Annotated in this window: 12 protein-coding genes; 6 read left to right on the plus strand and 6 right to left on the minus strand. The window is 34.1% G+C overall.

Features of this window, described 5'->3' with window-relative positions; translation table 11 throughout:
• Window positions 1–10: 10 nt before the first annotated feature.
• Window positions 11–3,436 (minus strand): methylmalonyl-CoA mutase family protein, encoded by a 3,426-nt coding sequence (locus tag EZM65_RS02775; RefSeq protein ID WP_136666992.1) that lies wholly within the window; start codon window positions 3,434–3,436, stop codon window positions 11–13.
• A 182-nt stretch (window positions 3,437–3,618) separates the two neighbouring features.
• Between EZM65_RS02775 and EZM65_RS02780 the strand changes: the two genes are divergently transcribed.
• Entirely contained in the window at window positions 3,619–5,097 is a 1,479-nt protein-coding gene (locus tag EZM65_RS02780; protein WP_136666993.1) for a hypothetical protein, read from the plus strand.
• Between the two features lie 84 nt (window positions 5,098–5,181).
• Here EZM65_RS02780 and katG read toward each other — a convergent pair whose 3' ends face one another.
• On the minus strand, window positions 5,182–7,383 hold the full coding sequence (gene katG / locus EZM65_RS02785) for a catalase/peroxidase HPI (protein ID WP_136666994.1): 2,202 nt from the start codon (window positions 7,381–7,383) through the stop codon (window positions 5,182–5,184).
• Between the two features lie 210 nt (window positions 7,384–7,593).
• Between katG and EZM65_RS02790 the strand changes: the two genes are divergently transcribed.
• Window positions 7,594–8,301 carry a DUF4197 domain-containing protein gene (locus EZM65_RS02790; RefSeq protein WP_136666995.1) on the plus strand — a complete coding sequence of 236 codons (708 nt, stop codon included), beginning with the start codon at window positions 7,594–7,596 and terminating at the stop codon, window positions 8,299–8,301.
• Window positions 8,302–8,445: 144 nt separating this feature from the next.
• On the opposite strand, the gene EZM65_RS02795 is transcribed toward EZM65_RS02790, so the two are convergent.
• From EZM65_RS02795 to pyrF, 4 genes are read right to left on the minus strand one after another with little or no spacing between them, the layout of a single operon-like run.
• Window positions 8,446–9,222 carry an alpha/beta fold hydrolase gene (locus tag EZM65_RS02795; RefSeq protein ID WP_136666996.1) on the minus strand — a complete coding sequence of 259 codons (777 nt, stop codon included), beginning with the start codon at window positions 9,220–9,222 and terminating at the stop codon, window positions 8,446–8,448.
• 22 nt (window positions 9,223–9,244) lie between these two features.
• Window positions 9,245–10,081: an ABC transporter substrate-binding protein gene (locus EZM65_RS02800; RefSeq protein WP_136666997.1), complete on the minus strand. Its 837-nt coding sequence runs from the start codon at window positions 10,079–10,081 to the stop codon at window positions 9,245–9,247.
• Window positions 10,068–11,795 (minus strand): hypothetical protein, encoded by a 1,728-nt coding sequence (locus EZM65_RS02805; protein WP_136666998.1) that lies wholly within the window; start codon window positions 11,793–11,795, stop codon window positions 10,068–10,070. The genes EZM65_RS02800 and EZM65_RS02805 overlap by 14 nt, the downstream gene beginning before the upstream one ends.
• A 59-nt stretch (window positions 11,796–11,854) precedes the next feature.
• Complete coding sequence (gene pyrF / locus EZM65_RS02810; protein WP_136666999.1) at window positions 11,855–12,679, minus strand: orotidine-5'-phosphate decarboxylase; 825 nt, start codon at window positions 12,677–12,679, stop codon at window positions 11,855–11,857.
• Between the two features lie 154 nt (window positions 12,680–12,833).
• Here pyrF and EZM65_RS02815 point away from each other — a divergent pair, with 154 nt between their 5' ends.
• The 4 genes from EZM65_RS02815 (at window position 12,834) to EZM65_RS02830 (ending at window position 16,821) form a co-directional block, all read left to right on the plus strand.
• Window positions 12,834–13,400, plus strand: a complete 567-nt coding sequence (locus tag EZM65_RS02815) for a hypothetical protein (protein WP_136667000.1) — start codon at window positions 12,834–12,836, stop codon at window positions 13,398–13,400.
• Window positions 13,401–13,599: 199 nt separating this feature from the next.
• Window positions 13,600–14,160: an AraC family transcriptional regulator gene (locus tag EZM65_RS02820; protein ID WP_136667001.1), complete on the plus strand. Its 561-nt coding sequence runs from the start codon at window positions 13,600–13,602 to the stop codon at window positions 14,158–14,160.
• A 25-nt stretch (window positions 14,161–14,185) separates the two neighbouring features.
• A complete protein-coding gene (locus tag EZM65_RS02825) occupies window positions 14,186–14,632 on the plus strand; it encodes a response regulator (RefSeq protein WP_136667002.1) in 447 nt (148 codons plus the stop codon).
• A 2-nt stretch (window positions 14,633–14,634) separates the two neighbouring features.
• The gene (locus EZM65_RS02830) at window positions 14,635–16,821 is read left to right on the plus strand and encodes a PAS domain-containing protein (protein ID WP_136667003.1); all 2,187 of its coding nucleotides are present in this window, start codon (window positions 14,635–14,637) and stop codon (window positions 16,819–16,821) included.
• The last annotated feature ends 181 nt before the right edge of the window (window positions 16,822–17,002 follow it).

Here is a 17,002-nt window from a genome sequence, read left to right on the forward strand (position 1 = left end):
GGTTCTCTGCTTACATATTTCGTCTATATTGTCCTCCTACTTCAAACAACGCTGAAGTAATCTGACCTAACGAACATACTTTAGTAGCATCCATTAGTTTTTCAAAAATATTATGGTTCTGGATTGCTGCTTCCTGGATGATGGCCAATTGCTCTTCCACTTTATCCTTGTTAGCCGTATGCAAGTGATCCAACATTACAATTTGATATTGCTTTTCTTCTTCTGTTGCACGGATAACTTCCGCAGGAATAACCGTTGGCGATCCTTTTGAACTCAAGAACGTATTCACACCAATGATTGGGAATTCTCCAGTGTGTTTCAACGTTTCGTAGTACAATGATTCTTCCTGGATTTTCGAACGCTGGTACATGGTTTCCATTGCACCCAACACACCACCTCTTTCGGTGATTCTGTCGAATTCCTGAAGAACAGCTTCTTCCACTAAATCGGTTAATTCTTCGATGATGAATGAACCTTGGATAGGGTTTTCGTTTTTAGCTAATCCTAATTCTTTGTTGATAATCAACTGAATTGCCATGGCACGACGTACCGATTCTTCCGTTGGTGTTGTAATCGCTTCATCGTATGCATTGGTATGCAATGAATTACAGTTATCATAAATAGCATATAATGCCTGAAGCGTTGTTCTGATATCGTTGAAATCGATTTCCTGAGCGTGCAATGAACGACCTGACGTCTGGATATGGTATTTCAACATCTGCGCTCTTTCATTCGCCCCGTATTTATTTTTCAATGCTTTTGCCCAGATCTTACGAGCCACACGTCCGATTACCGCATATTCCGGATCGATACCATTCGAGAAGAAGAACGATAAGTTTGGACCAAAATCATTGATGCTCATTCCACGGCTTAAGTAATATTCCACATACGTGAAACCGTTTGCCAATGTAAACGCCAACTGCGTAATTGGGTTGGCTCCTGCCTCAGCAATATGATAACCCGAAATCGAAACCGAATAGAAGTTACGCACATTTTCTTTAATAAAATACTCCTGAACGTCACCCATTAAACGAAGTGCAAACTCAGTAGAGAAAATACAGGTATTTTGTGCCTGATCTTCTTTTAGGATATCCGCCTGAACCGTTCCACGAACCTGCATCAATGTTTTGATTTTGATATCGTTGTAAACATCGGCCGGTAACACCTCATCACCTGTAACACCTAAAAGCATTAGACCTAATCCGTTATTCCCTTGAGGTAATTCCCCTTGGTAATGCGGACGCTCTACTCCTTTTTTCTTATATATAGCGTTGATTTTAGCTTCAACTTCTTTCTCAAGACCATTCTCCTTGATGTATTTTTCACAATTCTGATCGATGGCAGCATTCATGAAAAATCCAAGCAACATAGGCGCTGGACCGTTAATCGTCATCGATACTGAAGTAGCAGGATGACTTAAGTCGAAACCAGAATATAATTTTTTAGCATCGTCCAAACAACAAATAGAAACTCCGGCATTACCGATTTTTCCGTAAATATCAGGACGTACATGCGGGTCATTTCCGTATAAAGTCACACTATCAAAAGCCGTTGACAAACGTTTAGCAGGCAAACCTGCGCTCACGTAATGGAAACGTTTATTAGTTCTTTCCGGTCCACCTTCCCCTGCGAACATACGAGATGGATCTTCTCCTTCACGCTTGAACGGATACAATCCTGAAGCAAACGGGAATTCACCCGGAACATTTTCCTGCAAATTCCATCTCAGGATATCACCCCAAGCTTGGTATTTTGGTAAAGCTACTTTAGGAATCTGGCTATGAGAAAGCGATTCTGTATGTGTAGCAATTTTAATTTCCTTATCCCTTACTTTGAAAGAGTATACCGGATTTTTGTATTTGTTTACTTTTTCGTCCCATGTTAAAATGATTTCCCAGTTGTAAGGATCCAAATTCATTTTTACACGGTCGAATTCTTTAGTCAATAATGAAAGGAATTCTTTTTTTTCAGCCGAATGGTTTAACGATTCTTCAACTACACCTGATTTATCCAATTTCGGCACTCTTCCCGAAACCGTTTCAATGGTTTTAAAGATACCATATAATTTTTGTGCTACATCAACCTGCGAAAGAGCCGTTTCATCATACTTACGGTTGTTTTCGGCAATTTCAGACAAATAACGTGTTCTGTGTGGCGGAATCACGAAGATTTTCTCACTCATTTCACGCGTAATCTGGAAAGTAGAATGCAAATCGATTCCTGTTTTCTCTACAATTTTATCCATAATGGATTTGTAAAGTGTATTCATTCCCGGATCGTTGAACTGCGAGGCAATTGTTCCGAAAACCGGCATTTTATCAGGATCTACATCCCAAAGATTATGATTGCGCTGGTATTGTTTTTTCACATCACGGATTGCATCCAAAGCACCGCGCTTGTCAAATTTGTTTAAAGCCACCAAGTCAGCGAAATCAAGCATGTCGATTTTTTCCAATTGGGTTGCAGCACCAAATTCAGGTGTCATTACATATAAGGAAACATCTGAATGATCCATGATTTCTGTATCAGACTGACCAATTCCTGAAGTTTCCAATACGATTAAATCATATTTTGCTGCTTTCAGTACTTCAATAGCCTCCTGAACGTATTTTGAAAGTGCCAGATTCGATTGACGTGTTGCCAATGAGCGCATGTAAACACGTGGATTATTGATAGCATTCATACGGATACGGTCACCTAACAAAGCACCTCCGGTTTTACGTTTAGACGGATCCACAGAAATTAATCCGATCGTTTTTTCAGGAAAATCAATTAAAAATCGGCGTACCAATTCATCTACTAAAGACGATTTACCGGCACCACCTGTTCCCGTGATTCCTAAAACTGGCGTTTTACTATCTTGGTTTATTTTTGCAATTTTTTCTAAAGCAGGTTTAGCTACTTCAGGAAAATTTTCAGCAGAAGAAATCACACGTGCAATTGCCGTTGGATTTTTATCTTCCAGGTGATTTGCTTCACCATTTAGCACTTCACCCACAGGATAATCGGAACGTTGTACCAAATCATTAATCATTCCCTGCAGACCAAGTTCGCGGCCATCATCCGGAGAATAAATTCTTTCGATACCGTATTCGTGCAATTCAGAGATTTCAGAAGGCAGGATTACTCCACCTCCACCTCCGAAAATTTTAATGTGACCTGCTCCTTTTTCTTTCAGCAAATCGTACATATATTTAAAATACTCGTTATGACCTCCCTGGTAGGATGTCATCGCAATTGCATTAGCATCTTCCTGAATGGCAGTATTCACTACTTCTTCTACACTTCTATCATGACCAAGGTGAATAACTTCAACTCCTGTGGCCTGAATAATACGACGCATGATATTAATTGCTGCATCATGGCCATCAAAAAGTGAAGCCGCAGTTACAATTCTAACTTTATTTTTTGGTTGATAAGGTTGTACTTGTTCCATTTTTTCTTGAAAAATTTGTGCGTGCAATTTACGTATTTCTCAAAAATTAAAAGCTCAATTTTTAGAATATTCAAAACAAAAAACTGGTAATTTGTAACCTATCTCAAATTTTGTCGTCTGAGTGAATATCTCTTTTGCATTTTCACAAAAAGAGATCATCATCAAATCAAAATAAATCATTTATGAAAAATCAATTTTCCCTTCTTGCAGGAATCCTATTCACTTTAAATTCCTTCGCACAAAACAAATCCATCAATTATGATTTGGATTTCACCCGAAAAGACCAGAATATAGTTCACATAAAAACAAACTTGGACTTAACGGAAGCTAAAAACCGCTTTTTCATGTTTTACCATCCTTCGGAAAAAAACCCAGAAGGAGAAATCAAGTTTGTCAAAAACTTAACTGTCAAGAACGATAAAAAACAAAATCAGACTGCTAAATATATTGGTGACGGAACATGGGAAATCCAATCGGCTACAATTGGCAATTATACTATTGAATACGACATTATAACCGAACATGATAGTGAAAACTGGGATCATTGCGGCGGTTACGATGAAGTTGCATATAAAACTCCGGATGGATTATTTTTTACTGGATATTCTCTTTTTATGGCTCCGGACATTCCTTCATTGGGTGATATTAAAAATGTTTCAGTTCACTTTACCCTGCCTAAAAACTGGAAAGCCTCAACACCTTGGATCAAAACTTCAAAATCAAACGACTTTATCGTGAATGACGATTTACGCTTTCTTTTAAACAATTGCATTTTTGTTGGGAATCATTATGAAAAAGAAATTAAAATAGGTGATTTTGAGCTTTTGTTTGCGCTTGGAAATCCAATAAAAACCTATGAAAATGATTTTATTGGGTTAATGCAACCTATTATTGAATCCACAACAACATTTTTTAAAGGTTCACCAAAGAAAAAATATTTGATTGTTGTTAATGAAAGCAGTGTCATTACTGATGGAAGTGCGTTCAGAAACAGTTTCAGCCAAATCATAAAAGGGGCAATCAACAAAAACAGCCGTACAAACTGGGGACACATTATGGCACATGAAACGATTCATTTATGGAATGGCCATACGCTGATCCCAAAAAATCAGGACGAATGGTTCAAAGAAGGCTTTACCGATTATCTAACCAATATTCTTCTGACAAGAAGCAAAATCATTGATGAACCAACTTTTTACAAACGCTTTGAAAATGTAATTACGAAATACAACATCATCAGAGATTTACAACAAAACAAAACCAGCATCAAAGAATCCGGAACCAACAAAAACCAAAACCGTTATTTAGTTTACGGAGGCGGAGCGTTGATTGGTTTAGGATTAGACATTGAAATCAGGAAGGCAACCAATAACCAAAAAGGGCTTGATGATTTCATGGCAGAAATGTATGCACAATTCGGAAAAACCAACATTCCGTATGAATTGAAAGATATCATTGCCGTTGCTGATAAAGTATCGGGAAAAAATATGCAATGGTTCTTCGATGATTATGTAACCGGTATGAAAAGAATCCCTGTTACCGAATATTTATTTGAAATGGGATTACAACTTGACGGTTATCTGGAAGAAGTATATATTTCTGCGATTGAAAACCCTACTCAAAAGCAATTGGAATACAAAAAAGGAATATTAGGATTATAATTTTAAAAATCCCTAATTCTTTGAATAAAAAAAGCCCTCTTTTTGAGGGCTTTTACAACTATTTGCTTAAAAATAAAAAAGAGATTAATTAACCAAATCGAATCTGTCCAGATTCATCACCTTAACCCATGCTCTCACAAAATCTTTTACAAATTTTTCTTTAGCATCTGCACTGGCATAAACTTCAGCTAGCGCTCTCAATTCAGAGTTTGATCCAAAAATCAGATCGGCACGGGTAGCCGTCCATTTCAATTGGTTTGTACTTCTGTCTTTCCCTTCAAAGATCTCTTTATGCTCATCAACAGACTGCCATACCGTATTCATATCTAAAAGATTTAGAAAGAAATCGTTTGTCAGTTTTTCCGGGTTTTTCGTCAATATTCCATGATTGGAACCGTTATAATTTGCATTTAATGCTCTCAATCCGCCTACAAGAACGGTCATTTCAGGGGGGGTAAGAGTTAAAAGCTGTGCTTTATCTACCAATAATTCTTCTGTAGGAACAACTGCTTTCGATTTCAGGTAATTTCTAAAACCATCTGCAAAAGGCTCTAATACCGCAAACGATTCCACATCTGTCTGTTCCTGAGAAGCATCCATACGACCCGGTACAAACGGAACCAAGACATGATAACCAGCGTCACCTGCCGCTTTTTCTACAGCTGCACTTCCCGCTAAAACAATCAAATCGGCCAACGAAACTTTTTTACCCGAAGCATTAAATTCATTTTGGATTTTTTCAAGAACATCCAGAACTTTAGACAATTGAACCGGGTTATTGACTTCCCAATATTTTTGAGGCGCCAAACGAACACGCCCGCCATTTGCACCACCTCTTTTATCAGAACCTCTGAAAGTTGAGGCAGATGCCCAAGCGGTAGACACCAATTCTGATACGGACAAACCCGAATTTAGAATTTTTGATTTCAAAGCTGTGATATCCTCTGCGTTTATTAATTCATGATTCACTTTAGGAATTGGATCCTGCCAGATAAGGATTTCCTGTGGTACTTCCGGTCCTAAATAACGCGAAAGAGGTCCCATATCACGGTGGGTAAGCTTAAACCATGCTCTTGCAAAAGCATCAGCAAATTGTTCAGGGTTTTCAAAAAATCGTCTTGAAATTTTCTCATATGCTGGATCATAACGCAAAGACAAGTCGGTAGTCAGCATTGTAGGCGCATGTTTTTTTGAAGGGTCGTGAGCATCAGGAAAAGTTCCTTCACCTGCTCCGTTTTTTGCCTTCCATTGCTGCGCACCTGCAGGACTTTTTGTTAATTCCCACTCAAATCCAAATAAATTTTCAAAAAACAAGTTGGTCCATTGTGTTGGTTTTTGTGTCCAAATCACCTCTGGACCTCCAGTAATAGCATCGGCTCCTTTTCCGGAACCATGTTTACTTAACCAGCCCAAACCTTGTAATTCTATTTCAGCAGCTTCCGGTTCTTTTCCTACCAAAGCAGTATCACCCGCCCCGTGGGCTTTACCAAAGGTATGTCCGCCGGCAATCAATGCCACCGTTTCCTCGTCATCCATTGCCATACGTTTGAAAGTCTCACGGATATCCCTAGCTGCAGCAATGGGATCAGGATTACCGTTTGGTCCTTCAGGATTTACATAAATCAATCCCATTTGCACTGCTGCCAAAGGATTTTCTAAATCCCTGTCTCCTGAATATCTTTTATCATCCAACCATTTTTCCTCAGCTCCCCAATACACATCTTCTTCAGGTTCCCAAACATCCTCACGCCCTCCGGCAAAACCAAATGTTTTAAATCCCATGGATTCCAAAGCCACGTTACCGGTTAATATCATTAAATCAGCCCAGGAAATTTTACGTCCGTATTTTTGTTTTATCGGCCAAAGTAATCTTCGTGCCTTATCAAGATTAGCATTGTCAGGCCAGCTATTCAAAGGGGCAAAACGCAACTGTCCTGCTCCTGCTCCTCCACGGCCATCTCCTGTACGATACGTTCCTGCGCTATGCCAGGCCATTCGGATAAAAAACGGCCCATAATGTCCAAAATCAGCAGGCCACCAGTCTTGAGAATCTGTCATCAAATCATTCAAGTCTTTTTTTACCGCCTGTAAGTCGAGGCTTTTAAATTCTTTGGCATAATCAAAATCAGAATCCATCGGATTAGACAAAGCAGCATTTTGACGAAGTATGTTTAAATTAAGACGGTTAGGCCACCAATCAGTATTTCTGGTTCCGTTTACCGTTTTTTGTCCGTGAGAAGCACCAGAAAAAGGACATTTCCCATTTGAACTTGAACTGTTTTCCATAGTAATTTAGTTTATTGATTTATTTTATTTTACGAGTCCCAAAAGCCAATTTTCATAACAAATTGATTTTCAGTATTAAATTTAACTAAAATTAAAACAATAAAGCGTTACTAAACCATAAAGAAAATTGATTCTTCTTATAAAATAATAACGGAATACTATCGTTTAAAATTGGTATCATATTTGCTTAACTTTGAAAAAAAAGATTTTATGAAGAAAATAATCCTTTCCGTTTTTGCTTTATCGTTAGTCGGTTGTGCTGAGCTGCAGCAAGTAGTAAATCAGTTGCCAACACAACAAGGTATTTCACAATTTGAAATTGCTTCTGGGCTTAAAGAAGCTTTAAACAATGGTATAGACAAACAAGTGGTTAAATTAACTGCCCTTGATGGTTTCTATAAAAATGAAATGGTAAAAATTCTTTTGCCTGATGAACTTAAAAAAGTTGACAAAACATTGCGCGATATAGGCATGGGAAAATTAGCCGATGAAGGATTAAAAGTTATAAACAGAGCTGCTGAAGATGCTGTAAAAGAATCAACACCTATATTTGTGGATGCTATTAAAGGAATGTCGTTTACCGATGCTAAAAATATCCTATTAGGTGACGAACGTTCAGCAACCACTTATTTACAAAATTCGACTTCAACTGCTTTGTACGGAAAATTCAATCCGGTTATTAAAAATTCGTTTTCGAAAGTTGGAGCTGACAAAGTATGGACAAACATTATTACTAAATATAACTCAATTCCATTAGTTAAAAAAGTTAACCCGGATTTAACAGATTACACTACTAACAAAGCAATGGAAGGTGTATTTAAAATGATTGCTGTAGAAGAAAAAAACATTAGAACTAACTTAGCTTCAAGAACTTCTGATTTGTTAAAAAGAGTGTTCTCATTACAAGACAAGAAATAGTTAAAATTTTCATAATCAATAAGATAATAACAATATCTTAACAATAGAATTCAAAAAAAATACTGACCTTTGTCTTAAGAATTCATAGAATTTTGTTTGGTTTGGTTAGTTTACAAAAAAGCTGGTGCGTGAGTACCGGCTTTTTTATTTCAACCGGCTTAAGAACTCCAGTGCCTGAGCATTGAAAACGTTAGAATTTTCAATATTTACCACGTGTCCGCATTTTTCAATTACGAAAAGTTTTGCTGTGGCATAATGAGCTTCCACTACCTTTTCTACAGAAGGCAAAAACATATAATCTTCTTCGCCCATAATATAAAGTGTGGGAATATTTAGTTCTACCTGACGGAACCATCTTAACACTGGGTTAATCTCGGCAGTTAATTTAAACCACTTAATAAATTCCTTCTGATAAAGTTTTTTTGCCTCATTGATGAATAACAAACGGGAATGTTTATGATTTGCTTTTGGCATAATAATAAAAGCAAACAAACGGTACAAAATTAAATAAGGTAAAATATATTTAAACAAATTACCTGCCCGCATTAAAATTTGGGAACGGAAATTCATCTTTAAAATTGCGCCACCCATAATCATGCTTTTTACTCTTTCCGGATGCATTTCAGCCAATTGACGGATTACAATTGTTCCTAAAGAAATACCTACAAAATGTGACGATTGAATTTTAAGATAGTCAATAACTTCAAGAACATCGTGTGCTATCGATTTGAAAGTGTATTTTTTAGTAAAAGAAGTTTTTTTTGAATCGCCATGTCCTCTCAAATCCAAAAGCAATACATTAAAGTATTTTTGAAACTCTCTGATTTGCTTAAACCAAATAGAAGAACTACCTCCCGCACCATGCACGAAAGTCACCCATTGATCGCTAGATTCGTTAGTATAAATTGTATAGTTTATCACTTCTTGGGGCTAAAATAACTGATTAATGATCGTGTGAGTGCTGTAAGTGCAACTCTCCTATTCTGACACGAAGCTTTTTAAAATAATCGAATGCTTTTACCAATCTGGAACCATACCATGAAAACATTTCACCATCTACAAAAACGGTTTTAGCATGATGAGAATACCTACCTAACTCAAAAGCGTGTTCATCCTTGAAAGGATAAGGCTCTGAGGAAAGAAAAATCAAATCAGGATCTCCTTGAATTTTCATTTTTTGGACAATCACTTCCGGGTAACGGTCAGGATATTTTTCATTATTAGCATAAATATTTTCTAATTTATTCAACTCTAATAAATGATTTATAAAAGTATTATTTCCTGCAACCATGTAAGGTTTTGCCCAAATAAAATAAGCAACGCTCTGGCTTTCATACTCTTTTATGAAATTTTGAAAATCTTGTTTTGCAAAATTAATTTTGTCTATCCATTTTTGAGATTCGGTACGCACATTGAACAATTTACCAAAATCTTCAATCATTTTATTATTATCCTCAATTGTATAAATATCAGTAACCCAAACCGGGCATATTTGGCTCAGTTCTTCAACAATCTCAAGCGTATTTTCCTCTTTATTACAAATAATGATATCAGGTTGAAGTGCTTTTATTTTATCAACTTTAACTTGTTTGGTACCTCCAACAATTGTCTTGGTCGATTTAAAATGAAACGGATGTACACAAAATTTGGTTATCCCTACAATACGTTCTTCCAAACCTAAATCGTATAACAATTCGGTTTGTGAGGGTACTAATGAAACTATTCTTTTAGGAGAAGTCTCAAAAGTGTGTTGGGTTCCTAGTTGGTCAATCATTATCATTAAGATTTATTTTTGAATTTTTTAATCTAGAAGTTGAAAGTGATATCACCGAAGATTTATCTGCAACAAATTGAAAATCAATCTTTGCTATTTTTGTTTCTTTTTTGGCCTCATCAAAAAAGACAATGTTAAGATACAGCAAATTATTCTTCTTTGAAAAGGAAGCAGAACCTCCTGTTACCGTAGTATTAGCATAATCCTTTTTAATTTCTTTAAGTTCATTTAGCAGTTGATCATTGATTTTTATATTACTTAAAAAAGCTTCAGCTTTACCACTTAAATAATTAGCAATCTCATTTGAAAAACTTTCTATTTCTGTATCAAGATCAATTTTAAAGTATCTATTTTTATTAAAAATATTAGCATCATTTTTATTCCACACATCATTTAATCTGGAAACTTGCAAAATTTTATATTCCGGATCGATAATAATTTTATCTATATTTTCAGTTTTAATTGTTTGTTTATTTTGATTTTTTGAAAATGATAAAGTTTTTTTTGATGTTTGAATTCCAGCATTAAGAATTCCTATTTCGACCTCTAAATTTCTATCCGAATTTGACACAATACAAACTTCATCGTTGTTCCATTCAGATATAAAGAGATCAGGGAATATTTCACCAGTATCAATTATTTTAATTCCTTTTGTTAGAAAAAAATCATTAATCTCATCAAGGCTTGTTTTTCTTTTATCTATTTTATGTTTATAAAGATTCGCTAAATCATATATAAAATTAGAATCATTAAGTTGTCTTATATATAAATACATAGGAATTAATGAATATGACAAGAAATGTTTTGACTTATCATCTAAGTTATTTTTTTGAAGAATTTTTAAAGAATTTTGTCCCTCCAAAAAAAACAATCTGTCATTAATTGAACGATTAAGTCTACTTCCACCATATTGTGAAAGTATATAATGCATTGAAAGAAATTCTGCAATTCCTTCCGTCAAAGGTCTCTCCTTAAATATTAACCCGTCTTGACCAAACCAAATATGAGCAATCTCATGAGAAATACTATTGGATCGATTTTTTCCCTTTATAACATCTGAATCATATACAATCAAATTTTCATTCGTTTCACTTGACGCATTAACAGGTGCGAAAACTATCTTTGGCTTCTTTTTTTCTCCAAAATACTTAGAATAAAACTGAAAAGATTTTTCCATGCCAATATTAGCTCTTTTCATTTCATCTAAATATTGAGTTTCCTTTTCTAAGTAATAAACCTGAAAACCATTTGCTTCAAAAAAATTGAAATCACCAGCCACGATTTTTGGTGATAGTGTATATTTATATTTTAAGTCATCTGCTGTTGGAAATATTATTTTATACTTACTTGATGATATGTCAAGATTGTAGTTTTTCAATTTTAGGTAAGATTCTTTTTCAAATCCCACATACTTAGATGTTGTTATAAAAAAATCATCATTTATAGTTTTTTTATCTGTAACAACATTAAAATTAATATTATCCACATTTTGAAGTTCACATTCTTTAAGTTTTTCATTTTCTTTTAAAGAAATGACTTCTTTTGGGTTTAACAATATGTCTTTTGAGAACAAATAAACGCCCTTTGTTTTTCTTCCAAAAAACTGGTTTACTTGTAAGTTTGAATCTTCATCAATGACAATTTTTGCTTTTATGTCTTCTTGAGAAAAAATTAAGAATGAATTAATTAAAAATAGAACTGATAAAATGATTTTTTTCATGAAAAGAATTTGTATATTTTTTGAAAGTATACAGTTGCAAAACTATTTTATTAAAAGAATTAAATCAAACCGGAAACTAAAATAGTTTTCATTTCTTGTTGCAATTTCAAAGCCTCCTCTCTTGCCTTTTGAGCAAAATCCTGTTCATTGGAAGCATAAATAATTCCTCGGGATGAATTAATAAGCAATCCAACAGTTGCACTCATTCCGTATTTACAAACTTCCTGTAAACTTCCTCCTTGCGCTCCTACACCTGGAACCAATAAAAAGCTGTCTGGTATAATCTTTCTAATTTCTGTAAAGTATTCTGCTTTTGTAGCGCCTACAACATACATTAGATTTTCAGAGTTCTCCCAAGTCTTTGATGTTTCAATTACTTGTTTGTACAATTCTTTTCCGTTAACGTTTAATGTCTGAAAATCAAAAGCACCTTCATTAGAAGTCAAAGCCAGCATAATGGTATGTTTCCCTTCAAATGCTAAAAAAGGTTCGACAGAATCTTTACCCATGTACGGAGCAACAGTAACCGAATCAAACGCTAAATCTTCAAAAAATGCTTTAGCATACATAGCGGATGTATTTCCTATATCACCACGTTTTGCATCAGCAATAGTAAATAGTTCAGGATAATTTTGATTGATGTAGTCAATCGTTTTTTTAAGTGACTGCCAGCCTTTTATTCCGTAAGCTTCAAAAAAAGCAATATTAGGTTTATAAGCCACACATAAATCATGCGTAGCATCTATAATGGCTTTGTTGAATTCAAAAATTGGGTCTTCGGCAGTTAGTAAATGTTGTGGAATTTTATTCAAATCTACGTCTAAGCCAACGCATAAAAAAGATTTTTTGATTTGAATTTGTTCAATAAGTTGTTGTGTTGTCATTGTTTTAGATTGTGTGGCAAAGTTACAATTTGTAAATGAAAAATAGTAATTGTATAAACATCTAAAAAAATCCTGTAAGACAAGTCTTAAAATCCTGTCTCAACTTTGCATCATAATCAATTTAAAGAATTACTAACATTTAAAATTAAAGATTATGAAAACGATTTTAAGAAATGTAGCTTTAACATTGGGTTTATTAACCACAACGTTTGCAAATGCGCAAGATGCTGACATGAAGAATATGCTGAAATTTGGAGGTAACGCAGGAGTTGCAGTTCCTTCATCAAATGCTTCGGCGAATTTAGGATTCGATTTAGCCTATCAACATTTAGTTGTTCCAGGATTTGGACTAGGTGTCGCGACTGGATACAATCATTTTTTTGGTAAAGAAAACGACGGATTGGAAAATAATGATTTTGGTGTAGTGCCTGTTGCGGCATTGCTTAGAATTTATCCTCAGGAAAAAGGTTTTTATATAGGAACTGATATAGGTTATGGTTTTATAACAGGAAATAAAAATGCAGCATCCAATTCTACAGTAGAAAGGCCTGACGGAGGTTTGTACTTAAAACCCGAAATAGGCTGGCACAACAGGCATTGGAATATTGAATTACAATACAACAAAGTTTTTACAGGTGATAAAGGTACTATAGGCTCACAAAAATACAACGTGAGCAGTATAGGTTTAGGTGTGAGCTATAATTTGCCCTTAGGGGAATAAATCTTTTCATAGTTTGTTACGCCACAAATCCCGACGTAAATCGGGATTTGTTATTGTTTGAACTATATAAATTGAAATGAAAATTATATAACATGTTTCATCCGAATTAAAATAAATTTGAAAGAAAACCCACAAAGGAATTAAATTACAAATAATAATCAGATTTAGTTAAATTTGTTATACACACAACTTAAGAACCATGAAAGCTTACTTGAAATTTGACTTTACAAAACTGGCAAACAGCTTTTTAGAAGAAAAGCTCTCTGATTTTGGTTATAAATACAAAATACTAAGCTTTGGTGAAATTGAATTTTTAGATCCAATACCGGAAGATAAACTCAATGAAATTACTCAATCTTTAAATTCATATGGAATTGAAGTAATTGAAAACCAAAAAAGTGTTCTTGTACAAAAAATTAAGGATGCAATTCATGAAATGATTTTTAGTGACGAAGCCCCTAGTGTAAAAGCATCTGTTTATCTGTCCGAAAAACTAAATCATAGTTATGGTTATTTATCCAATTTGTTTAGCGACGTAACCTATACTTCCATTGAAAATTTTATCATCATGCAAAAAATCGAATTGGCTAAACAACTGATTGTAAACGATAAATTAAGTCTGACCGAAATTGCTTTCCGATTAAATTATTCGAGTGTGGCACATTTAAGTGCCCAATTTAAAAACACTACCGGAATCACACCTTCGGCTTTTCAACGAATAATTGCAAAAAGAAGAGAAATTTCCATCAAAAACACTTAAAAACCAACCCTTAAACCAATCCAACATGCAAAAAGAATATATCCACATCATTCTTGCTGATGATGATGAAGATGACAGATTGTTTTTTACCGATGCATTTAACGAATTGAAAATGCAAACCAAAGTGCAGACATTTAATGATGGGGTTGAGTTAATGGATTATCTAAACGGGGACGAAGCCATTTTGCCACAGGTTTTATTCCTTGATTTGAATATGCCTAAAAAAAATGGTATTGAATGTTTACATGAAATAAAAGCGAACGAAAAATTTAAGGACATTGCCATAGCTATTTATTCTACCTCATCATCTGAAGAACATATAGAAGAAACATTTGTTAACGGAGCCAATATTTACATTAAAAAACCTTCTGATTTTAATACACTAAAAAAAGTTTTATCAGACGTGGTAACGATTAACTGGCAATATCACACTTCCGGATTAAACAAAGACAACTTTTTATTACGCATGTAAAAATGAAATCAAACACTTCTCCATTACTGCTTAAAATAATATTCATACTCGCTATAGCGGTCTTATTTTTTATTGGTGCTATTACTTACAAACATCTCGACTTATTAAACAAAAATGCTCAATTAGTAGAAAAAACATATAAAATCAGCTTAGAAGTGCAAAAGCTTTTATCGATACTTAAAGATGCAGAAGTTGGCCAAAGAGGTTTTATCATAACCCACGATGAAAAGTTTTTAGAACCCTATTTAGGATCAAGAGAAAGGCTAAACAATGCGTATTTGAATTTAAAAACCCAATTAAAAAACGACACAATAAAACTTAAAAAAATTCAATCGTTACATGGTTTAATTTACAGAAGACTAAACCGACTGGAATACAACATATATTTAGCCAGTACAGGCGAGAAAAATATTGATCTTGATGTAGGCAAAGAAACTATGGATTCAATTCGAACAAAAATCGATTCGATTGTTTCTAGTGAAGAACAAAATTTACATTTCAGACAAATTCAATATAAAAACATAAACAGCAATTCACCCTTTATTATTTACCTCACACTTCTTTTGACTTTGGGTTTATTGTCTTTTGCATATTATCGTATGTCTATTTCATTTACTGAACTAACAGAAACCTATGAAAAACTCAAAATAAGTAATGAGATTAATTCTTTTGGTGAAGAAGTGGGACGTTTTGGAAACTGGCAATGGACATCTCAAAACAACAAACTCTATTTTTCAAATAATCTCTACAGATTGTTAGGCGTTAATCCACTTAGCATAGAACCCTCATTAGATAATTTTTATTCGTTTGTCCACCCTGATGACTTAGATCGCGTGAAGCAAAATACTACATCAATGACTGAAACGGGTATACTTCCAACAATAAGATACAGGTTAATAAATAGTCAAGGAGAGAATCTTAATGTTAAAGCACAAGGAAAATCAATTCATGATAAAGATGGTAATACTACCATTATTGGAACCATCATTGATATTACTGATGAAGTAAAAATGATTCAAAAACAGGAAAAGCAAAATGAAGAATTAGAAACAAAAAATAACGAACTAATAATTGTTAATGAATCTATCGCTCTTGGTGAAATAATCGGTAAATATGGAAACTGGCACTGGAATACACAAAATGATAGTTGGTATTTTTCTAAAAATTTATTCCACATTTTAGGAGAACCTACAGATTCATTCTTGCCCACATTAGAGAATTTCTACAAATATGTTCACCCGGAAGATTTATATTTTGTGAAGCATAATTTTGAGGAAATGAAGTACAATCAAATTCTTCATTCCATGACCTACAGGATTATTCAGGCAAATTCAGGCAATATCATCAATGTAAAATCAGTTGGACGGCCTATTACAAATACAACAGATGAAAAATTGGTGGCTGGTGTAACTGTTGACATTACAGATGATTTTAACCGCACACTGGAAATTGAAGAACAAAACCGAATTTTAGAAGCAAATAACAAGGAGCTTCAGGCCTTCAATTATGTGGCCAGTCACGACTTGCAAGAGCCATTAAGAAAAATTCAAACTTTTATTTCAAGACTTGAAGACAATGAATTAGATAATTTATCAGATTCAGGAAAGCAATATTTAAGCAGAATACAATCTGCCTCAAAAAGAATGCGGATTCTTATTGACGATTTATTGCAATTTTCAAGAACTACAAGAGCGGAAAAGGTTTTTGAAAAAACAGACTTGAATGATTTACTGGAAAATTCAAAGCTTGAACTGGCGCAATTAATAGAAGACAAAAATGCAGTAATAACAAATGATAAATTTCCTAGTCTAAAAGTTATTCCTTTTCAAATTCAACAACTTTTTACAAATCTCATTAATAATTCCATTAAGTATGCTAAAGCTAATGTAAACCCTGAAATCGTAATTTCTGTTTCTAAAGTTTCTTCAGATAAAGAACCTTTTTTACAAGATATCGCCAAACAAAAATTCTGTAAAATAACCTTTACTGATAACGGAATTGGCTTTGACCAGGAATATGCTCAAAAAATATTTGAATTATTCAGCAGGTTACATAGTAAAGATGACTATTCGGGTACAGGAATTGGATTGGCAATCTGTAAAAAAATTGTTGAAAACCACAAAGGCTTCATCTTTGCAAAAAGCGAAAAAGGCAAAGGAACTACTTTCACTATTTATCTTCCTGAGTAAAATAATATTCAATACTTATGTAAAAATCCTGATTTCTCTTAATCAGGATTTTTTTATGGTAATTCTATAACTATCCTAAAAATTATTGTAACACTTTTTAGTTACTTACTAAAGAACTTTATCACATAGTAATATAATGGTCATATACTATTTGATTTGATTACACTCAAATGGCCATTTA

Origin of the sequence: Flavobacterium sp. H122 (assembly GCF_004959765.1) — a bacterium.
Taxonomy (GTDB): Bacteria; Bacteroidota; Bacteroidia; order Flavobacteriales; family Flavobacteriaceae; genus Flavobacterium.